The sequence below is a fragment of the Nonomuraea sp. NPDC050328 genome (genome assembly GCF_044459405.1).
In the GTDB taxonomy this organism is placed as follows: Bacteria; Actinomycetota; Actinomycetes; order Streptosporangiales; family Streptosporangiaceae; genus Nonomuraea.
On the sequence record NZ_JBITIW010000004.1, the window covers coordinates 510,462 to 529,908 of the forward strand.

Sequence of the window (19,447 nt, forward strand, 5' to 3'; positions counted from 1 at the left end):
ATTGCGGGTCTGCGAGGTCCGGCCCTGCACGGCTGGGCCTCGCCGTGGTGGGTCTTAGGCGGCGCGCTCGGCGCGGCGCGCTTCGGCCTTCGCGGCCTTGGCCCGGCGCATCTTCATCGCGCGGGCCTGCCAGTAGGCGGTCTTCTCGCTCTCGGCCCGCCGCGTCCGCTCGCTGTACGGCAGCACGCCCTGGGGGTCCACCTTGGCCAGCCAGTACTCGATCGAGGCGGGGCTCGCCGCGCGCATCGCCGCGGTGGCGCGCATCCGGTCCTCCTCGCGCGCCCACCGGTAGTTGGCGGCGAGACGGGCGTGCGCGCTGCGCTCCTGCGGGCTCCTCACCGGACACCCGCGGTGAGCTTGGCCTGAGCCTCGGCGTCGGCGGCCTCGGCGCGGGCGTACTCCTCGCTGCTGATGATCGCGGCGAGCGGGACGCGGAGCAGGTCGGCGAAGCGTCGGCAGAAGATCACGGTGGGGCGCTTGCGGCCGGCCATCACGTTGCTGACGTAGGCGTGGCTGAACTTCAGGGCGTGCGCGAGCGTGCCGACCTTCCAGCCGTAGGCCTCGGAGAGTGCCCTGATGGTGGCCCCGATGCGCTCGTACTCGGGGGTGGGGTGCGTCATGCGGGCAACCATAGGGAACCTTGAGGAACGTTGCAAGACGCAAACGGGAAGAGCAGGGCGTTTGCGGCAAGATTGCAGGTCAAAAGCTTGCGTCTTGTTCCCTAAGGTTCCTGAAGGTTACACAGATGTGGCTGGTATGGGTTGTGGACTGTTCCCTACGGTTCCCGCATGATTAGGGGCCATGAGGAGTCGAGGACGGAACATCACGCGCGCCGGGAGGTTCACGGCCACGCGACGAGGCGAACTCGGCCTCACCCAGCAGGAGCTCGCCGACGCTGCCGAAGTCGACGTCAAGACGATCAACAGCCTCGAACGCGGCGCGCGATGGCCCATCGCCAAAAATCGGGCCGCGATCGAGCGGGTGCTCCGGCTCCCGGCCGGCCACCTTGAGCAACTCGCCGAGGAAAGGACGCTGGACTCATCCGCCCCTGCGCGACCAGTCGGCGTCGTTCACGCCCTCCTGCGCCGCTGGTTCGTCGCCGAGCTCGACCGCCGAAACCTGGCGCCAGTCGAACTCGTCGCGCCACTGGACACCCTGCGGTCGATCGCCGACGCCAACAACATGACTCTCGGCGAAGTCCTGGTCGAGGCAGGACTGGTCAGCGCCGACGAGTTGAAGCTCAGACCGGCCGGCCTCGCGCCCGCATCCGAAGACGACCCGATCGAGGAATTCCGCAGAGCCTTCGTAAACATAAGAACGTCCCCGCATCTCTCTCCGGCGCAGCGTAGAGAACTGGAAGGGGAATTCCAGAAGATTCTCGGTGCGACAGAAAAAAATGGCGGGGACGTGTAAACCGATTGCCTCGGTTAGACGACGGTCAGGCGGCCAGGCTCACGTTCGTGGCGGCGGCTGTTGAGCTCCTCCTTGATCGCCTCTTCCATGCGAAGCGCGGCGATCTTCAGGCGTACGTGGCCGAGAAGCCCATGGTCAGGGCGGGCCATCCACATGGCGACGGTAGTCAGCGTGGTGACCAGCGTGATCAGCCAGACCGTCATGTAGATCTGGATGTGCGGCTGGATCACAGTGGCGGCGATGATCGCCGACCATGCCGCCCCCGTGGCGGCCCCCGCGATCCGGCGGGTGGTGCGATTGCTCATTTTTCCCCTTCACGGCCAAACGCAGGTTCGGCGGCCACTGCGCAATTGTCTTCCCGAGGCACTCGCGGCAGTTAGAGAACTGTAAGCCGGTTTTGGTGCTGGCGGAATAGGACGGAAGGCCCTTTCTGGCGCAGCGATAACAATGCTTACCTGTCGGGTTACGCGATCTTACGCAAGGTAACCGTTACGGTGCGTAGTAGGGCCGTTTTCAACCACAGTGCCCCATACGCCCGGCTCGGCCGGTAAGAGAACCCTGTCTCCCCGGACAGTGTCCCAACCTGGGGCTCCTGCGTTAAATCCTGTTCCCCGGCGACAGCTTCGCGTGCGCCGCGTGCGCCCGCCGATCCGCAGCCGACCGGCCGTACTTCATCACCATCGCGAGGGACTTCCACCCGGCGATCCGCATGAGGTCCTGCGCCGAGCCGCCGGCCTCCATCCAGTCATCCGCCATCGTGTGCCGGAACCGGTGCGGGTGCACCCCGGCGACTCCCGCCTCGCGCCCGCGCCGGTAGACCATCTGCCGGATGCCCCAGCTCGTGAAGCGGCCCTTCGGCGACAGCCAGAGCCAGTCGCTCTCGGCGTGCGGGTGCCGGGCGCGTGCGCGGATGTAGCGGTCGAGCGCCTGGGCGGTCTTGGCGCCAATGGGGGCATAGAGGGTGTCGCCGCCCTTGAGCGTGATCCGTAGCAGGCCGTCCTTGAGGAGGACGTCGGCCTGGAGGAGCCCGGCCAGGCCGGAGATGCGCATGCCGGTGTCGATCAGGATGCGGAGGATCGCGGTGTCGCGACGGTCGGCGAAGGACGTCCCGCTGCACGCCTTGAGGAGGGCGCGGAGGTCGTCGTCGGTGAAGACGGGTGTGGGGTTGTCGTGGACGGTCGGCGCGGCGACGTTCTCCATCGGGTGGCCTGTCTTGCGCTCTCCCTCGCGGACGAGCCAGCCGAAGAACGCCTTGATGTTGCGCCAGTGCTTGTGGGCGTTGCCGGGGGAGGTGGCCTTCGTGCGGCACGGGCAGGGGTCGGTCTGGTCGTCGTCTGCCCAGCAGCCGTGGAGGGTGGCGGCGAGGAAGGCGCGGATGTGCTCGGCGGCTACCTCGTCGACGGTGGTGGGCATGTCATGCTGGTCGAGGTAGTCGCAGAAGAGGCGGCCGGTGAGCTGGTAGGACTTGATCGTGCCGGGGCTTCGGTTGGCCGATTTGAGGGCGAGCTCCCAGGAGTCGAGCATGGGTCGTAGCGGGCCCGAAGAGGCCCGGGATCGCTTGGGGGACATGGCGCGGATACTATGCTCTAGGCTTTACGTGCCCACTAGTCTTGGGGCAGGTGTTTCTGTTCCCCTGCACGTCAGGGGGCGGGTCGCGAGGGGCGTTAGCTCAATTGGCAGAGCTGCGGACTTTTAATCCGTAGGTTCCGGGTTCGAGCCCCGGGCGCCCTACCACCTCCACCTGCGGTTTCTTGTGATGCTGTGGCCTCCTCATCTGATCGTGAGTCACGGTGAGCCACGCGTGCGTCACACCTCCACGGTGTGACCCCTGCGTACCCTTCTCGCGGTCCTTCGAGCGGCTCGCAGGACCATCTGTGCCATGGCGCGGGCGCTGTCGTGGTAGAGCTGCGGCAGCACCGACGTGTAGACGTCAGCGGTCAGCACGATGCTGGCATGGCCTAGCAGGCCTTTGACCACTCGCAGGTCGGCGCCTGAGGCCAGGGCCAGTGTGGCTGCGCCGTGTCGGAGGTCGTGTAGCCGAATCGGCGGGAGCCCACTGGCCACGATGAGCTTGTGGAAGTGATAGGACAGGTAGTCCGGGTGAAGGGGGCCGCCATCCGGCTTGCAGAAGATCGGGCCGGTCACGTGCCAACCTGGTCCCAGCCCTCTTCGCTGCAACCGTTCTAGCTCGCGTAGAAGACGGAGCGTCTCGCTATCCAGGGCGATGGTGCGTTGGCTGGCGGTGCTCTTGGGCGGAAGCGCCAGCATTCCTTCCTCGGTCTCCACCAGTTGTCGGCTGATGGTGAGTTCGCGTCGGTCGGCGTCTAGATCTATCTAGCGCAATCCAGCGGCCTCGCCACGACGTAGTCCTCGAAGGGCCACCAGCCACCACAGCACGAAGAGCCGATCGTCACGTACGTAGTTCAGGAAGACGACCAGTTGATCGAGCGTTCACACCGCTACCGGTGGGCGCTCCCCGGTCTCCTGCCAGGCGGCCACGCGGCGGGCTGTCCACACGACAGCATGTGGATGCCGTGGCGACGGCAGCCGCAGTGCGCGTGCTGGGTTGTCCTTGATGAGATCTTCGCGGAAGGCTTCGTTCAGTGCGGCGCGGAGCGTCGAACGGATCCGCTCCAGCGTTGCTGGGCTGACCGGTTTGCCGTAGCGGTTCCGACGACCGGCCAGCTCGGCGAACATCCTGGTGACGTCTCTCCTGGAGAGGGCGGATAGCTCGATGTCACCCAGATGCGGGAGCAGATACAGGCGTACGTGATCCCTGTACGCCTTGAAGGTGCTTGGGCGTAGCCGGTGCTGGATCAACGCCGTCCAGTAGCGCAGCCATTGTGCGACCGTACATCCGTGGGTCATGGGTGCTTCTCGATGCGCGGCTCGAAGAGACTCGCCGGCTTCTCTGGCATCTTCGGCGGTGGCGTAACCGCCACGACGCATCCGTTCCCGCCGTCCCGAGACCGCCGTTGTCTGGATGGCGAAGTACCAGCTTCCGTGTTCAGCGGCTGCGAGTCGCGGGCATTTGGAGCCACGCCGCTTACCCGTTGCCGGGTCCGCGCAACCACAGCGTTTGTAGACTGCACAGGCCTGCTCAGAATTCGACATCTCGCTCCTCCTCCCCTTCAGGAGAGCAACGTGGAGAGAGATAAACAGGGGAACCTACCACTGACCCAAATGGGGGCATCTCGAGCGTAGTCCGATTATCTGCAGTTGATGAGGGCTTCCGTAAGGATCTACCTGACACTACTCGTCGGACATCGCGTGAGACCTTGTTCGTGGAACACCACAAGGCGGGCGAAGGTCGCGCATGACACTCTTGCCCCGATCGCTCATCGGTAGTAGCCGCAATACGGCGAGAGCGTTCGTGAGAGTCAGATAAGCCAGACAAAGAGGCGCCGCCAATCACCATGCCGCACACTGCACGGTTGAGGATCATGTGCGCTCTTGTGTTCCAGAGGTCTTTTTCCTGGCCGGATGGTTTTGCGTAGGCGCTGGGTTTGCAGGCGAGACGGTCAGCAACTCCGTTTCCGGCCTTCTTGATCCAGGTGATAGGTGGTGGCGAGGCTGACGCCGCAGCTGTCGGCAATCTCTTTGTGTCAGAGATGACCCGCCAGTTCCAGAAGCTCTTCGTCCATGGGTATGCGTACGCCAACCCTGCGGCACCAGCATGATCAATTCACCAAAGGAACTACCTCCAGCAAAACAGGCCGTCGGGCGTCGGCTCGCAAGGCTGCGGTGATCGGTTCGCCATTACCAGGACCACCTGATCTGGACGCCGTGACCACCCGGCGGAAGTGCGAAATCCTTAATAGTCGGGCCACTCAGCAGGTGGGTCCCATTAGGCTCATGCGTAACCTTGTGCGCCAAGGCCCACGGATGTAGCGATCAGATGTTGAGGGGATAACGCTGGCAACACAGTTGTTCGAGGACGATCCTGACCCGGGGAAGAAGCATCGGCTCGCGGCCTGGGAGTCCTTCGTCGCGCCGGTCGCCGCCCGATCAGACGCGATCAGTCCTGACCCACAGGTTGATGTGATCTCGGAGGCGGTCTTCAACGTGTTCGCCGCAAGGGACTCTGCTCAGGGGCTGACCAGAGGGGAAATCTGGGCGGCGTGTGCCGGGGTCTGCGATGAGCAGCGGTTCGACCAGCGCTACGAGACCTTCAAAGATCTCGGGATGCTGATTCCCGCGTTTGACAAGAAGAACGAGGGACGTCATCTGCTTCATCCGAACGCGCCCGTCGGGCTGGTCGTGTTCCAGCGGATCGCGTCCGAGGGCGGTATCGACGAGGTTCTGTCGCTCCTGGACCGGACGGGTGCCGCGATCCGGCGCGGTGACGCCACGAGCGACCAGGTCGCATCCGCCCTGTGGAAGGCCCGCGGGATGCTGGGCATCGCTGCGAACTATCTTCTTCTGCTGGTAAGGCGCCGGTCGATCGAAGTGATGGTGGCCGAACGGCACCAGCATCGGCATCCACACCTAATCGAGGACGTAAGAGCTGTGACACTACTCGTCAACGAGCGGTTTCCTCATCTCGATCCGATGGCCTACGAAGTGACCGTCGAGGCGCAGCGGTATCTGGGCGTTCGGACGGACTTTGTGGAGCGTCTCCTCGAGGAGGGTGCCCGCGCGGAGGACTTTGGCCTGCTCCGGCACGAGCAGTATCTGACGGCCGCCAGAGGATCGTCGCTCGAGGCTCTCGCCGAGGCGTTGAGCGGGTTCGTGTTTGACCCGCCCCACCCTCGCCTGAACCCCGAAACGATCGTCAGGGAGCTCGATAGCCTGACGCCGGCTCCCCCTGAGCGGGCCAAACCCGCCAGGCCTTCCACCGCTGTTGAGGGCGATGATCCGTTCGCCGCGATGCAGGAGCGTGAACGGCGGAGGTCTGAGCTCGCGAAGGCGCAGGCCGAGGTCCTGCTCTCCAGGCAGAGCGAGGTCGATCTCACCGTGCTGTTCCTAGAGCGGGGGTGGCCGGGGGCCGCCGGGCTCCTTGTCAGACTGCTCCACGCGTGCGCCACCGACCCAAAATTCGAGATCGTCATGCGGGACGTTCTACGTGTGGATCCCGCCGCCTCCGTCACCTATTTGTCGCAGGTCGTGCTCCGGCTGAGCGAAGAGCTCGATGATCAAGGGGAACCTCGTGGATAGCCGTTCTACCCGGCTGGAACTGGCCCGGCTCCGAGCCGAGGGCGCCGCCCGGATCGATCCGTCGGACATCCCCCGGCTCTCGGCAGGGGCGACCAGGGCGGGTCGTTCGCTCGTGACGACCAGACTCGGAACGGATCAGGTCGCCCTACTCGGTTGGGCTCCGGGGGCTGAGCCTTTCGACGAAGACCCTCGCTCAGGACCATCCCCCTTGCTGGTCAACACCTTCGCGGCCTGCCTGGGAAGCTGCTGGCGGCACAGGGACGCCCATCCGTGGCCGGGGCTGCCCGTGCCGGAGGCCGATGTGATCTCCGCGCTGGCCGAGGCCCGCGGCGAGCGAGAACTCCCCAAGACAGTCGTGGGCAAGGTCCGCAGCGGGATCGCCCTGCTCAGGTCCGCGATGTGGCTTGACCCGACGGTGAAGACGATCCGGCTGGGACCGCGCGTCGCCGCGTGGAGTGAGGCACAGGTCGACGTCCTTCGCGAGGCGTTCGACCGGTTGCCGCGACTCGACGATGAAGAACGAGCGCCACGATGAGCCGGATCGAGCAGCTGAACGACACCGATCAGGCGCTGGTACGCGCTGCCGTCACGGCCCTTGAGGATTCCGAGTCTCCCGTCCGTGAGCACCGACACCGCGCCCTTCAGCTTCCCGAGCTGCGGGACAGCGTTCGGCACTGCCTGGACGAGAAGGGCAGGGTTCTGATCAGAACCGAGCTGGGATACACCTCAGGCTACGCCGACGACGTCAGGGAGGAGCTGGCGGCGGCCGGGGAGGGGATCCTTAGTCCGGCTGAGCGGGCTGTCCTGGTCCTCCTACTGCTGCACAGTGTCGCGATCCCGCGGGCCAAAGGGCGCATCACGGGAAGCGGGTGGGATCACGGGGAGCCCGTGGACCGCGAGCAGATCTTCGACAGCAAGGTCTCCGACACCGACGTTCAGAACGCCCTGCTCGGGCTGGCTGCGCGAGGGTTGGTCCGTACCGTGGGCAGGAACAAGCAGTTGGCCCCTGGACCCCAGCTGGCACGGCTCACGCCTGCCGCATCCGCGCGGCTCTGGGAGGAGCTAGTCCTGCTCGCCGAGCCGGACGGGGTGCTCGCGGACGTGATCCGGCGGCGGCGTTCGGCCGGTACCACCGGGAATTACTGCCCAGGAGGCGTCACGCATGACCAAGACCGGTAGCCGGGGCCTGTTCGGCGGGAGGATGCCGGACGGCTCGCCTACGGGCGGGGTGATCGGCTCCCGGAAGCTGGTGGCGGTGCAGACCTTCGACATCGCGCGCTTGACGACGCATCCCGTCCCGATCGTCCCCGGATGCTTCGTGGCGGTGACCGGGCAAGGCCCCAAGGGCGACTCCAACGGCTCCGGCAAGACCACCTTCCTCAGCGCGGTCTCGCTGCTGCTCGGCGATCCCCAGTGGCGTCTGGACCTGGACGGCAGATACGCAACCGGTCTGCTGTTCCGACCTGGCGCGGCGGGGTTGGACGCCGCAGCCGGCGGTGCCGAACACGGCTATGTCGTCGGAATCTTCGCCCGTGATGACGCTGGTGCAGATGATCCGGTCACCGTGTGGATCCGTGTCTCCAAGCGTCCCGCGTACGTGCTCATGCGCTGGGCGCCGGGCCTGCACGGCGTCTCCGGCGCCACCGATCAGGGACGGCTCGACCAAGCCGACGCCGCGTGGCAGGGCCTGCCGACCAGCAACGAGCGCGGTTCGCGTCAGATGGCCAGCACACTCTTTGGGTCTGCTCCCCGCTGCCTCGCCTATCTCGATACCCCGATCCGTCCCTCGGTCCCGTCCCTACTCTCGCAGCAGATGACCGACATGTCGCCCGAGGCGATCGGGGCCGCCCTGATTGCGCTGACCGGACGCGATCATCTGCTGACCAAGGAGCTCGAACTGCGGCGCGCCCATGCTGATCAGGTCGAGACCCTGGCCGACCGCCAAGCGGAGGACCAACGGCAGCAGCTGGTCGAAAATGTCCAGCTCGAAGGCCTGGAACGCCGGGGACGGGCCCGATCCGACCTCGAGCAGGCCGATCGTTCCTGGGAGCTCTTCCTCGGCAAGGGCCTGCTCGAAAGATCCGAGCAGGACGCGAGCAAGGAGGCGGAACTCCAGATCGCCGACCAGCGGCTTCAGGAGCTGAGGACATCGATCGACGAGCTCCGCGCTGAGCAGATCCGGCTGTCCTCGGTCACCGAACTCCAGCAAGCTCTGGACGAGGCGAGCGCGGCGCGGGACACCGCCGATCAAAAGAAGGAGTCCCTCCGCGATGGCCTCGGCCGCCTCAACGAGAAGCTCGACCAGCACAGGATCCAGCGCAGCGAGCTTATGGTCCTGGCCGCGGGCGCCGACGGCCGATCCGTCAATGAACACGAGTCGCTGACGGCAACGGCGGCACACCAGGAACTCTCCGCACATCTCTCCGTTCAACAAGCCGATCAGTCGGTGCACGTCGCGCGGGACCACCTGGCCGCCGTCGAGAACGGACACGACAGCTCCACGCAAGAGGGCCTCAGGCTCCTGGCTGACGTCGGGGTCTCCGCCGTCTGCCTTGCTGACGTCGTGGAACTCCAGGATGATCACCGTGCCGAGTGGGAGTCCCGGCTCTGGCGTTACCGCAACGCCTTCGTCGTCGGCCCGGACGATCAGGACCGCGCCGAGGCCGAACTCGCCCGGATACCAGGTTCCACGCTCGTCCTCGCCGACGGCCCTCTCCACCTTCCTCCGGCGCAGGCTCCCGCACTGGGGGTCACGAGCTCGGTAGGCCTCACGCGATTCCTCGGTGCTTTGGAATCCCGACAGGAGCATCGTGACGCCCCCGACCGCGTCCACGACGCCCAGCTCTCCGAAACCCTGCTGGGCGGATTCACCGAACCCTTCCTCGGCCGTGCCGCACGCTTGGCCAGAGCACGGGATGCCTTGAACGCGGCTCTCCGAGCGCAAGAGGAATCCGTCGAGGAGTTGAAAGCGAAGAAGAAGGCGCTTGAGCATGCCGAGCGGCTGCTCGAGGCTGCCCGTGCCAAGGTGTCCCTGGCTGATCTACGCAAGGTCATCACCGCCAGCGAGCTGGCCGTCAGCGAAACGCAGAAGAACATCGCCGAAGCGCAGCGGGTCTGGCAGGGTGCCGACGAGCGGTACTCTGCCGCCAAGAGCGCGGTGGACAATCACAAGGCCGAGGTTGAGCGCCTGACCGCGAACATCAAGCACGCGGAGACCGAGCATGGAAGGGTGAAGCGCGACCGCGGGCGGCTCCAGGAGGAACGCGACCGGCTCCGACTCCACGACTGGACCACTGCCTGGGGGAACACTCTGGAGTTTGCGGTCGCTCTCGTGGGAGTCGATGACCGCCGGCCCTCTTCCAGACTGCTCGACCAGACGATCTCGCAGCTAAAGAGTGCCGTCAGCGGCCTGACCCACGAGACGGCGGCGGTCACGCCTGCTCTCGCCGGGATCGCGACCGGCTTCGACGCTCCCGTACATCCGCTTGAGAAAGGTGCGCCGCACCGCTCGGCTTACACGACGGTGACCCAACCGATCCGCGACCTTCTCATGGCAGAGCAGGAGCATGACGAAATCCTCTCCGAGCGGATCCGCCGGAGCCGTGCCGAACGCGCGGAGGCCATTCACAGGACCGAGGAGGAACTCGCGACGAAGCACGATGACCTCACCAAGGTCCAGGACATGGTCGAGACCTCGGTCGAGCGGGCGCTTCGCGACATCAGCGACCGACTCGACCAACTCGACCTCGACCGCGACGGAGGCTATGGCGCCCGTCTGGAGCTGGAGATCGCCCGACCTGCTAGCCCGGCCGAGGGATGGATCTGGCGTGTCACCCCCAGGTGGCGGCGTTCTCCGCTCGGGACGCACGTCTCCTATCGGGAGGTGGCCAACGGCGCCCAGATCAAGGTCTTCGCGATCCATCTGGTCCTGGCCGCACTCCTCGCCGACGACAGTGTCCCCGGGCGTATCCTCGTCCTGGACGAGCTTGGCAACAGTCTCGGCGACGCCAATCGCAAGGACGTCCTCGCGGCGCTCAACCGGGTCGCCGCCCAGCAGAGCGTGACCATCCTCGGTACCTGCCAGGACAGCGTCATCTACGACGCGGCCGACGAGTGTGGTGAGATCCTCTGGTTTTCCCACGCCTCGACGACCGACCCCTACAACCAGCCCACACGCGCATGGGGCTTTGACCCGGACCGAGGACGTGTGGAGCTGACCGCTCAGTGGCTCATGGAAGGACGGACTAGCTGACAGGTATCTAACGCAGTGCCGCGAGCAGCGCAGACACCCGGGGGAGCACGTCGTCGTGCAACGTCTGCTGTTCGCGGCTCTCTCCCGCCAGCTCCGGATGCTGGGCGATCTGCCGGGCGAGCTCCCGCCAGGGTTCCGGCGCCGAAACGGCCAGTTCCTCGGCGATCTCCTTCGCTCGGTTCAATTCCTTAAGTGTGACCGCACGATGCGGACCCTGCTCCCAGTCATCGGCATTCATGCCGATCGGCGTCATGGACAAGCCGGTTTGCTCCTGGAGAACCGTGGCGATTCGGACGCCGTCGGCGTCTAGGTCATTCCAGATCGCCGCGCGAGCCGGGGCCAGCACACGAAGCAGCTCGACCAGGCCGTGGGTGGCATAGCCTTTGCCCCAGATGATGATCCACTCATCGGCGATGCCCGGCAGTGCGCAGACCTCCTGGAAGGTCGTCTGGTTCTCGACCACGAAAACGCCCCTGGCTCCTGACACGTCGATCTCCCCCATCAGCCTGGCCCCGTGCGAGGGCAGCCCCGCCCAAGGTCTCGCCGTCCTCGCATCGACCGCCACCGAGCCTATTCGCCAGGTCAGAGGCCCCCGCACCCTGATCTCGTAGTCGGGGAAGCTCAGCACCTCGGTGAGCCGCGTTCCCAGTAGGTTCTCCACAGCGAGCCGCCGTGGCCCTGTCCATGTCTCCTTCGAGGCGTCCCTATCAGGAAACGCCCATGCCGCGGCCTCGTCCGCGGTCGGTGTCCGGGCCCCCTCAGGCCGCCGGTACCACCAGGCCGCCACCCTCAGCGCGAACTCGTAGGGGGACCACCGCGCCGCACGAGTCCGTGAGCCCGAGGGCGGCAGGGACGGGGCGGAAGGCGCCTGCTCAGCAAGCAGTCCACGTTCGCCCGCGAGCTCCGGAATCCCCTCCAGGACGGACAGCAGGCCGGACCTCAGCAGCGCCGGATCGCTCTTGCCCTTCAGCTCGCTGAGCTTCTCGCGCGCCACTTCGGCCCAGTAAGGCGTGAGCCGAACCCTAACGATCGTGTCGATCCGGTAGGACGCGTCCAAGGTCACTTTGACGACGATCCCTCCGCACCGTGCCATCGCGAAGGTCAGCTCGACAGCCCGCTCCTGCCATCGTGAGCGGATCCCCGCCCAGAGCCGGGACGGCCTCGACAGAAACCAGACGAGCTCGTCCTTGCTCAGCCCTTCCGGCGGAGCGAAGCCTTCGACGCCCCCGGCGGCGGAGAGCTCGGCGTTCCGCGGTCTGAGCCGACCACTGCGGTCCTCCGGCCTCCGCCCCACAGGATAGACCGCGAAGGCATCGAGTCCATCCGGTAGCCCGACGATCGGAATCCGCTCGCGAACAATCTCCGGTGTGAACTCATCTTCCACAGCTCAGTCCTCCTCGATGCACTTCGCCAAACCGCGGCCGATCCATCTGACGATCGATTCTCCCAGCCCGCACACAGAAATCAGCTGCTTCGTTGGTCGCGTACCCGATGACGGACAACGTCTCGGCACATTCGTCGTGACAATCAATCAGGCCCGCGCTGGTCAGAGACTCGTGATGGGCCGACTTCGATGACAACGGACACTTGATCGACAGCCGGGCAGAAGATGCTCTGCGTTGAAACCGGTGCTGTACAAGCGGCTGGAGACTATTCTGGACAGACCCTCAGGATGTGAGGATCCGCAAGGGTACGCCGTCGGCCGAGGGTTTATTCGATCAGAGATGTAGAGGAGCCGCATGGAGCCCCGCAGCGCAGGCGCCTTGGGCCGGGGCTTTCCCTACACCCTCAAGACCTTGTGCTACATCGAGGTGTTCGAGGATGGCACGGTGTCTCACGGCCGAGATACCGGGACATACGAGCGTGCACGAAGCGGCAAGTCTCGATTGCTCGCTGTGTGGCCGGGTGAGTGGGCCAGCCATCTCTTTACGATCGACGATCTCGACGAGTATGCCCGAGCCCACGGTCTCGTTCACGATGAAGAACGCACCGGGCTCGCCGATCACGAGCATGTGGTTCGCTGGGAGCTGGATCCCAGCGAGGACAAGCCAATGGGTACCTACATCACGATCCGAGTCCACTTGGACTGTGGATGCTCAATCCATGACCGGCGAGTGTTCGCGCAGCACATGCGAGAGCAACAAGGGTGGGAGATCAACACGACCGGGGGCTGGGGCGGGACCAGCGGCCCTGGCTACTACCTGCGCGCCCGCCGCAAAAGCCTGACCACCAGCTAGACCAGGCGCAACTTTCTTCCACAACGGATCTTTCGTGCTGTGGGGCCGAAGAGCGTTAACGACGAAGGGGGAGATCCTCCGTGCCACACCTCGGAAAGATCAAGATTTCCAGCCCGGACCCGGCAACGATAGATACAGATCATCTGATGGATGCCGTCGGTGCGGCCATCCAGGCAGGGTGGGAATCGCCACGGGTCATGCCAGAGGATGAGGTTGAGGACGAGCATGAGGAAGGAAGCTCGGTTGAGGACTACCGCGTCCTGGGATATCCAGGCGGTGCGATCGTCTATGTGCTGCTGGTAGGAGGCGAACTCGAACAGGTCGCACTCGCGGTGGCCGCGCTGGGCCGCCACCTGACCACGTGGAGCCCTGAACTGCTGGCATATTCGGTCGATGAGGTCAGCGTCTGTCGATACGACGAGCCGTACGATGCCGACAACTGGCTACCACCATTCGATAGCGATGAGCAGCCGCAGCCGTGCTGGTCGCCCGAGGAACTCCTAGACCAGGACCTCTTAGCACTCAACGCCCGATACCTTCTCGCCGGCGCCGTCAGATCGATGTGGGAACCAGGTCGACGCGTGGGCAGTCCGGCAGTCGATCCATACGATGTTGCGGCTAGCGCCGCCAAGCATCCGTGGGGAGGCGCATTCGTCCAAGCTCTGGGAACGCTGCTGATCCGCGCCGCCCGGCTCGACGCTCAGGCGGGTGCACGCACCAAGCTGACCGGCCAGGGATCAGGAGATCCAGCATTGGCCGCCGATCTATTGCGGCGGGCTCGTGAGACAGCCCAGCAGAGTGATACTGAAGGCTGGACGGACGACGAAATGCGCGGCCACCTGCTCGTCACCGGATTCACAGAAGATCATGGACTCGACTGGAATCAAGTCCGTGACGGCGAGTCAGCCAAGCAGACCGACACGCGTCGCGCCGGTCAGATCCAGCAGTTGCTGTGGGCCGGTCTCAGATCGCTGGCGACCCTCGCCTCCCCTCTTACTCACGTCAGCAACGCCTGGCAACTATTGGATGATCTCGGCGATGACGAGGTCGTAGCGCTTGTGGCCGAGTTGGAGAATGAACGTATCGATGAGGTCATTGACCATGACCAGCAGGAGGTGGAGGCTGCGGCATCTGCACACGCTGCGCTCTGGCTTGCCATCAACAGGCCGGAGCTGTTGGACACGGGACCGTGCCGGTGGCTCATTCACATCGTTGCGAGCGGCGTCGACACCTTCCATCAACTCGTCTACACGGCCACGGTGATGGCCGGGACAGGTCCAGTCCGGGCCGCGGTCAACAGCATCGAGATGCCAGCGCAGATGCATGCGGCCATGACGGAATTCGTCGAGGCGCAAGCCCTAACCGACCCGGATGGCACGAGCCCACATCATGGCGATGAGGAGGTCGGCGATGCGTACGACGATATGCACCATGCACTTGAAGCAGCTCTCACCGACGCTGGCGACCTTTCCAGGCGAATACAAGCACTTTTGAGAGTCGTCGGCCGGGCGGCTGAGCTTACAGCGACCGAAGTGAACGCCCATCTCGGCCAGGAGCGCTACATCTGTGCCGCCCAAGAGTTGACCAGAGAACTGCTTGAACGCGCAGCAGAGCATGCTTCCGTTATCCTTAGCGGTGAGGAACCTGACGACGATGGCAGCGTCCGGCTCAACGCTCTGTCTATGGTTGCCCGGATTGCTCCAGAGGCGGTGGGCGCGATGGCGGCAGATTTCCCCGACCTCGCCAGCGACGATCCTCGTGATGAACCCGCCGCCCGGACACGAGCACGCCAGTGGGTTGCAGACGCCTTGCGGGTGGTGCGCGAGCACCAGGAAAGCGATCAGCTGATGCCAGGAAAGGCCAGCCCAGACGCCGAACTGATTCTCAGCGTCGTCGTGGCCGAGAAGGAACTGCCCCAATGGCCGATTCAGCGAGCCGTCGCCGCTTCAGCCGAAGCAGCGGCAACCTTGCTTCACGCCGCCTCCCTCACCACGTCGGCAGCGGACGTCTTCACCAGAGCCTGACGCCCTATGACCCCCAGTAGGAACCGGCTCGAACAACAACTCGAGGCAAACGCCGTCACCCACTGGCAAGAAAAGGCAAATAGCGTCCTCCGCCTCCGTCGCCGCACGAATTCGGGACAGATCAAACCGTCAAGAGCGCACCATGGTGGACCGAATCGCGGGCCGCGTGCTCGTCGCGTGCTCTTCGGCCATCGGCACCCGCAAACACGTGCCGACATTTTCAGGCATTTTGAATGTGACAAAATTTGACAGAGCGACACAATTGAATATGGCGAGACACGGCCCGGCATAGATCCTGTCGTCTTTTAATCCGTAGGTTCCGGGTTCGAGCCCCGGGCGCCCTACCACTCTCAACCTTGGATACCGGCCCTGAGCTGGGTCCTCCTTCTGGTACGGCTCGCGCCGTGCAAGCGGCCGGATGCCGAAAGACACCCGCACGCTGCGAGTGCGGCCTGCGGGCCGTTCCCGCGCGCGACGTGCGCGGGCCGCGTCGGTCGCATGCCACTCTGATCACATGCCCACAGCACCATCCCGCGCGCAGATCGAGGCCCAGTTCACTGGCATCCTCGACGGCACCGTAACCCGCGATGAAGCCGATCGCTGGGCCGCCCGATGGGTCACCGCGGACGACCCTGACGTGGTTGACGAACAAGTGTGGTGGGCGCTCACACATCTCCACGGCATCGACCTACGGCCTGGGCCTGACGAGCCATATCTCCACAGTGATGAGCAGGTCGCCGAGTGGCTGGCGGCGTTCAGAGCCCAAAGCTATGCCTCCGGCGGGGGCACTCCGGCTCCAGGCTGAGGGCCGTTGGTGGTTGAGGTGGAAGCCTGATCATCCCGCCCGGCCCGCTTCCCCTTACTACTCCACGTACGAGCCGTCAGGGCGCATGATCTCGTGTCTGCTGAGTGGACGAATGGCGGACCAACCAGCATCGTCCACCTCAACGGCAAGTCGAAGAGAGCCGTCTCCATCGGGGAGGACGTGGGACTGCACGCTGTATGTTCGACCGTCCTCGGCCACTACCCGTCGAAGCTCGGATTCCCCTTCGGTCTCCATCGCAGCGAGCTCCGCGTAGGTGGCTCGTCGCATCCACTCGGCCATGCGCTCGTCGGCGATTCGTGCCGCGATCTCCTTGTTAAGCCCCACGTCAACCCCCTGATCGTCGTGCCATTAACCCCGATGCCGAGGGGCCAGCCACGGTCACTCATGACCGGCCCGAGGGTACTGCTGACCAGCCAATCCAAGCTCCAGAGCCGGCGATCACAGCAATTCCCAAGCCGACAGCGCTGGATCGCGCGAGGTTAGATTCGGAAGGTGTCGGACCTGTCTGCGAGGATCACCTCGGTTTGATCCTGGTGGAAGGCGGATTGATGAGCAGCGCAACGGCAGCGCCTTACGAATGGCTCTATCAGGAGTTCACCACAGATACCACTTGGCTCTGCGTCAGCTTCGTACGGGATCTTTCCCCTGAGGCGGCCCTGCAACGAATCAGCGTCACCCCGGGCACCTTGGACGACTCCGGATTCGGCATCGGGGCCTATGCTGCTCGCGGTGGAACCGCCCTGATCGAATACGGCTGGGGAGGGATCGTCTATTACCGGTCCGACTTGCTGTCCGGAGGAACAACCTCGGCTGCAGTGTTCGCGAATATCAATAACGACGACTTCGCCTATTACGTCGACGGCCAACTGATCACAACGTTCGGGCTTCACAGCTACGGCTACCGGCGCGGAGCCAGCCCCGACCAGTTCCAGTCCGACCTCGGCGATCTCGGCATGCGTCTCGACGACGAAGAGCCATACTTCGTCGACAACCCCGTCTCCAGCGCTCTCGCCCTTGCCGAGCGGGTCAGCGGTGTGCATCTGCCCCGTGCTCACTACGCCAGAGACGCACTCATTGGAGCAGTCGGCCACCTGGACCCCTACCGGTGATGGGACGGCATCCCCAGAAGATCCGGAACATGCACGGAATGGTCTCAGCCCGCCTTGCTCGACACCTTGGAAGAGGGCAGGTCACGTCGCCGGGTGACTAACAGGCCGATCCGTAGGTTCCGGGTTCGAGCCCCGGGCGTCCTACCCCCCAACCCGCGACGTCGTCGACCTGCCGCCGAGTGCCTGCTCGTGACGGAGTGATCTGGTCGGTCCGAGCTCGGCCACCCGCGGACCGGCGCCTACCGATCACCACGGTAGGTTCTGGCGTCATCCTTACGGGATTGACGACAACAGCGCCAAGGTGGCCGATGGCGTGCCGTACAGACAAGGAAACCGTATGACCACCACCGCGCTCATCGTCGGCGATCTGCAGGCGGGCATCGTGGACAACTTCCCCTTCGCCGCCGATGTGCTTCCCGTCATGGAGAGGGTTGTCCCTGCGGCCAGAGCTTCCGGGATTCCGGTGATCTTCATACGTTTCGGGCTGCGAGCCTCAGGCCTTGATGTGGGAGCGGGAAACCAGTTGATCAGAGGCCTGCACGGGGCGGGGACGCTGTTTCACGAAGAATCCCCCGAGACACTCGTGCACTCGCGCATCGAGCCGTTGCCGGGTGAGGCCGTCGTCCTCAAGCGCCGCGCCAGCGCGTTTGCGGCAACCGACCTCGATCGGCTCCTGCGCGCCCAGCGCATCGACTCGATCGTGTTGACCGGTGTCGCGACCGGGGCGATGGTCGCCGCTACGCTCTACGACGCCGCCGACCGCGACTACCAGGTGACCGTGCTCAGCGACGCCTGCGCGGACGGGGAACCGGACGTGCACGACTTCCTGATCAACCGCGTCTTCCCGGCCAGGGGTGTTGACGTCCTCACTAGCCACGAGTGGATCGCCCGCCTGTGACCAGCCGCGAGCGTTGACGGTCTGGGCCATGCCCGGAATGAGGCGACGCAGTTGACCGCTCAGCCTTCGCGCGAGGGTGGGTTGGCAGTGCTAGCGCCTCGTGGGCCAACCCGATTGAGGCGCAGTTCGGGCCGCTGCGCATCTTCGTGATGAGCAACTTCCCAACATCTCGAGGTGCTGGCGGCCAACGCCGTGAACGCGCCCGAGTCCGAAGCAGGAAACAGGGCTGTTGGGGACGGCTCGCCTGCCGAGCCGCGTGATCACTTCACCCGGCGGACTTTCGTGGATACCGCACTAGATCAGTCTTCGCACGCCGATGACGGACCTCTTCGTCCCACCCGCAGCCGATCACCAAACCTCTACCGGCTGGCCGAGATGAGGTCCTGGATGGCGACGACGGCGGCGCCGCGGGCCCAGTCGGGGAAGGTGGTCTCGCGGACCGTCAGTCTGGCGCGGGCGGCCGAGCCCACCGCCTGCCGGGCGAAAGCCGTACGGATGGACGGCTCCATCAGGTCGCGGGCGGCGCTCAGGCCCTCGCCGGTGACCACGATCTGCTCGGGCCCCAAGAGGTTGGCGACGGTGGAGATGCCCACGCCGACGGCGCTGCCCGCCTTCGCGAAGACGGCCTGGACGGCGGGGTCGCCGGATCGGGCCAGGTCGAGCGCCTGCTCCAGTGTGAGGTGCGGCAGGCCGGAGCGGTCACGAGCGGCGGCGAGGATGGCGTCGGTGGAGGCGACCGTCTCCAGGCAGCCGGAGCCTCCGCAGTAGCAGGGTTGGCCGTCGAGTTCGACGGTCGTGTGGCCGAGTTCGCCCGCCACGCCGTACGCCCCGCTCAGCAGGCCGCCGTCGAGGATGAGGCCGCAGCCGATGCCGCTGCCGACGGTGATCAGGACGAGCGAAGTGGCGCCGATGCCCACGCCGAACCAGTGTTCCGAGGCCGTCAGCGCCTTGACGTCGTTCTCCACGCTGGGCTTGGGCAGGTGCGTGGTCGTGGCGACGAGATCGGCCAGGGGCACGTCGTGCCAGCCGAACGTGGGCTCGTGACGTACCACCCCCGCCCGGCGGTCCACGTCGCCGGAAATGGCCAGGCCCAGCCGGGTGATGTCGCCGCCCAGTTTGTCCAGCATCAGGTGGATGCCGGCGATCACCTCGGGCACCGAGCACGAGGCGAGCTCCACGCGCTCCTCGGCCTGGATCTGGGCGGTGAGGTCCGTGGCCACACCGATCAGCACGCTGGGTTTGATCTTGATGCCGACGATCCGCTCGCGGCTCGCGCAGACAGCCAGGGGGCTGGCCGGACGGCCGGCGCCCGGTCCGGTGCGCTCCTTGTCGGGGAGCTCCTCCAGGTACCCCGCGTCGATCAGCGGACGCGCCACCTTGGTGACCATCGTCATGGACAGACCCAGTTGCCGCGCGATGTGTCGACGGCTGACCGGCCCCTGTGTGAGGACGGCGTAGAACACCGCGACCCCTGCCGGTGACAGCGAGCTGTCCAGATTCATGGGCCGAAGATAACGCAAATAATTAGACA

General features: G+C 65.3%; 17 protein-coding genes and 1 tRNA gene. 10 read left to right on the forward strand and 8 right to left on the reverse strand.

The window, feature by feature from the left end:
- Window positions 1–54: 54 nt before the first annotated feature.
- The gene (locus ACIBG7_RS18810; protein ID WP_397337015.1) at window positions 55–339 is read right to left on the reverse strand and encodes a hypothetical protein; all 285 of its coding nucleotides are present in this window, start codon (window positions 337–339) and stop codon (window positions 55–57) included.
- On the reverse strand, window positions 336–620 hold the full coding sequence (locus ACIBG7_RS18815) for a helix-turn-helix domain-containing protein (RefSeq protein ID WP_397337016.1): 285 nt from the start codon (window positions 618–620) through the stop codon (window positions 336–338). The genes ACIBG7_RS18810 and ACIBG7_RS18815 overlap by 4 nt, the downstream gene beginning before the upstream one ends.
- Before the next feature lie 181 nt (window positions 621–801).
- Between ACIBG7_RS18815 and ACIBG7_RS18820 the strand changes: the two genes are divergently transcribed.
- Window positions 802–1,413, forward strand: coding sequence for a helix-turn-helix transcriptional regulator (locus ACIBG7_RS18820; RefSeq protein ID WP_397337017.1), 612 nt, complete (start codon window positions 802–804; stop codon window positions 1,411–1,413).
- 14 nt (window positions 1,414–1,427) lie between these two features.
- On the opposite strand, the gene ACIBG7_RS18825 is transcribed toward ACIBG7_RS18820, so the two are convergent.
- Complete coding sequence (locus ACIBG7_RS18825; protein ID WP_397337018.1) at window positions 1,428–1,718, reverse strand: hypothetical protein; 291 nt, start codon at window positions 1,716–1,718, stop codon at window positions 1,428–1,430.
- A 292-nt stretch (window positions 1,719–2,010) separates the two neighbouring features.
- Window positions 2,011–2,937: a tyrosine-type recombinase/integrase gene (locus ACIBG7_RS18830; RefSeq protein ID WP_397337019.1), complete on the reverse strand. Its 927-nt coding sequence runs from the start codon at window positions 2,935–2,937 to the stop codon at window positions 2,011–2,013.
- Window positions 2,938–3,071: 134 nt separating this feature from the next.
- Between ACIBG7_RS18830 and ACIBG7_RS18835 the strand changes: the two genes are divergently transcribed.
- Window positions 3,072–3,147, forward strand: a tRNA-Lys gene (locus tag ACIBG7_RS18835).
- A gap of 72 nt (window positions 3,148–3,219) precedes the next feature.
- Here ACIBG7_RS18835 and ACIBG7_RS18840 read toward each other — a convergent pair.
- Both ACIBG7_RS18840 and xerC read right to left on the reverse strand, forming a co-directional pair.
- The gene (locus ACIBG7_RS18840) at window positions 3,220–3,747 is read right to left on the reverse strand and encodes a tyrosine-type recombinase/integrase (protein WP_397337130.1); all 528 of its coding nucleotides are present in this window, start codon (window positions 3,745–3,747) and stop codon (window positions 3,220–3,222) included.
- Between the two features lie 117 nt (window positions 3,748–3,864).
- Window positions 3,865–4,527 (reverse strand): tyrosine recombinase XerC, encoded by a 663-nt coding sequence (gene xerC, locus ACIBG7_RS18845; RefSeq protein ID WP_397337020.1) that lies wholly within the window; start codon window positions 4,525–4,527, stop codon window positions 3,865–3,867.
- An 813-nt stretch (window positions 4,528–5,340) separates the two neighbouring features.
- On the opposite strand from xerC, the gene ACIBG7_RS18850 reads away from it, so the two are divergent.
- The 4 genes from ACIBG7_RS18850 to ACIBG7_RS18865 all read left to right on the forward strand — a co-directional run bounded on the left by ACIBG7_RS18850 (window position 5,341) and on the right by ACIBG7_RS18865 (window position 10,822).
- Window positions 5,341–6,570 carry a hypothetical protein gene (locus ACIBG7_RS18850; protein ID WP_397337021.1) on the forward strand — a complete coding sequence of 410 codons (1,230 nt, stop codon included), beginning with the start codon at window positions 5,341–5,343 and terminating at the stop codon, window positions 6,568–6,570.
- Window positions 6,571–6,778: 208 nt separating this feature from the next.
- Window positions 6,779–7,105, forward strand: a complete 327-nt coding sequence (locus ACIBG7_RS18855) for a hypothetical protein (RefSeq protein WP_397337022.1) — start codon at window positions 6,779–6,781, stop codon at window positions 7,103–7,105.
- Window positions 7,102–7,749, forward strand: a complete 648-nt coding sequence (locus ACIBG7_RS18860) for a hypothetical protein (protein ID WP_397337023.1) — start codon at window positions 7,102–7,104, stop codon at window positions 7,747–7,749. Before ACIBG7_RS18855 ends, ACIBG7_RS18860 begins: the two co-directional genes overlap by 4 nt.
- Window positions 7,733–10,822, forward strand: a complete 3,090-nt coding sequence (locus tag ACIBG7_RS18865) for a hypothetical protein (protein ID WP_397337024.1) — start codon at window positions 7,733–7,735, stop codon at window positions 10,820–10,822. Before ACIBG7_RS18860 ends, ACIBG7_RS18865 begins: the two co-directional genes overlap by 17 nt.
- A gap of 7 nt (window positions 10,823–10,829) precedes the next feature.
- Here the strand turns inward: ACIBG7_RS18865 and ACIBG7_RS18870 are convergent, their stop codons facing one another.
- A complete protein-coding gene (locus ACIBG7_RS18870; RefSeq protein ID WP_397337025.1) occupies window positions 10,830–12,206 on the reverse strand; it encodes a Wadjet anti-phage system protein JetD domain-containing protein in 1,377 nt (458 codons plus the stop codon).
- Window positions 12,207–12,561: 355 nt separating this feature from the next.
- Between ACIBG7_RS18870 and ACIBG7_RS18875 the strand changes: the two genes are divergently transcribed.
- From ACIBG7_RS18875 to ACIBG7_RS18890, 4 genes are all read left to right on the forward strand, one after another.
- Window positions 12,562–13,059, forward strand: coding sequence for a hypothetical protein (locus tag ACIBG7_RS18875; protein ID WP_397337026.1), 498 nt, complete (start codon window positions 12,562–12,564; stop codon window positions 13,057–13,059).
- Window positions 13,060–13,139: 80 nt separating this feature from the next.
- Window positions 13,140–15,083 (forward strand): hypothetical protein, encoded by a 1,944-nt coding sequence (locus ACIBG7_RS18880; RefSeq protein ID WP_397337027.1) that lies wholly within the window; start codon window positions 13,140–13,142, stop codon window positions 15,081–15,083.
- Window positions 15,084–16,442: 1,359 nt separating this feature from the next.
- Complete coding sequence (locus ACIBG7_RS18885; RefSeq protein WP_397337131.1) at window positions 16,443–17,018, forward strand: DUF6461 domain-containing protein; 576 nt, start codon at window positions 16,443–16,445, stop codon at window positions 17,016–17,018.
- A gap of 337 nt (window positions 17,019–17,355) precedes the next feature.
- Window positions 17,356–17,916 carry a cysteine hydrolase family protein gene (locus tag ACIBG7_RS18890; protein ID WP_397337028.1) on the forward strand — a complete coding sequence of 187 codons (561 nt, stop codon included), beginning with the start codon at window positions 17,356–17,358 and terminating at the stop codon, window positions 17,914–17,916.
- A gap of 359 nt (window positions 17,917–18,275) precedes the next feature.
- Here the strand turns inward: ACIBG7_RS18890 and ACIBG7_RS18895 are convergent, their stop codons facing one another.
- Window positions 18,276–19,418: an ROK family transcriptional regulator gene (locus tag ACIBG7_RS18895; protein WP_357928983.1), complete on the reverse strand. Its 1,143-nt coding sequence runs from the start codon at window positions 19,416–19,418 to the stop codon at window positions 18,276–18,278.
- Window positions 19,419–19,447: the final 29 nt, after the last annotated feature.

What these genes read in the sequence shown, in the direction of transcription:
- xerC (WP_397337020.1), bottom strand. Translation starts at nt 4,527, where the DNA reads ATGTCGAATTCTGAGCAGGCCTGTGCAGTCTACAAACGCTGTGGTTGC.
- ACIBG7_RS18825 (WP_397337018.1), bottom strand. Translation starts at nt 1,718, where the DNA reads ATGAGCAATCGCACCACCCGCCGGATCGCGGGGGCCGCCACGGGGGCG.
- ACIBG7_RS18815 (WP_397337016.1), bottom strand. Translation starts at nt 620, where the DNA reads ATGACGCACCCCACCCCCGAGTACGAGCGCATCGGGGCCACCATCAGG.
- ACIBG7_RS18820 (WP_397337017.1), top strand. Translation starts at nt 802, where the DNA reads ATGAGGAGTCGAGGACGGAACATCACGCGCGCCGGGAGGTTCACGGCC.
- ACIBG7_RS18895 (WP_357928983.1), bottom strand. Translation starts at nt 19,418, where the DNA reads ATGAATCTGGACAGCTCGCTGTCACCGGCAGGGGTCGCGGTGTTCTAC.
- ACIBG7_RS18860 (WP_397337023.1), top strand. Translation starts at nt 7,102, where the DNA reads ATGAGCCGGATCGAGCAGCTGAACGACACCGATCAGGCGCTGGTACGC.
- ACIBG7_RS18890 (WP_397337028.1), top strand. Translation starts at nt 17,356, where the DNA reads ATGACCACCACCGCGCTCATCGTCGGCGATCTGCAGGCGGGCATCGTG.
- ACIBG7_RS18875 (WP_397337026.1), top strand. Translation starts at nt 12,562, where the DNA reads ATGGAGCCCCGCAGCGCAGGCGCCTTGGGCCGGGGCTTTCCCTACACC.
- ACIBG7_RS18830 (WP_397337019.1), bottom strand. Translation starts at nt 2,937, where the DNA reads ATGCTCGACTCCTGGGAGCTCGCCCTCAAATCGGCCAACCGAAGCCCC.
- ACIBG7_RS18865 (WP_397337024.1), top strand. Translation starts at nt 7,733, where the DNA reads ATGACCAAGACCGGTAGCCGGGGCCTGTTCGGCGGGAGGATGCCGGAC.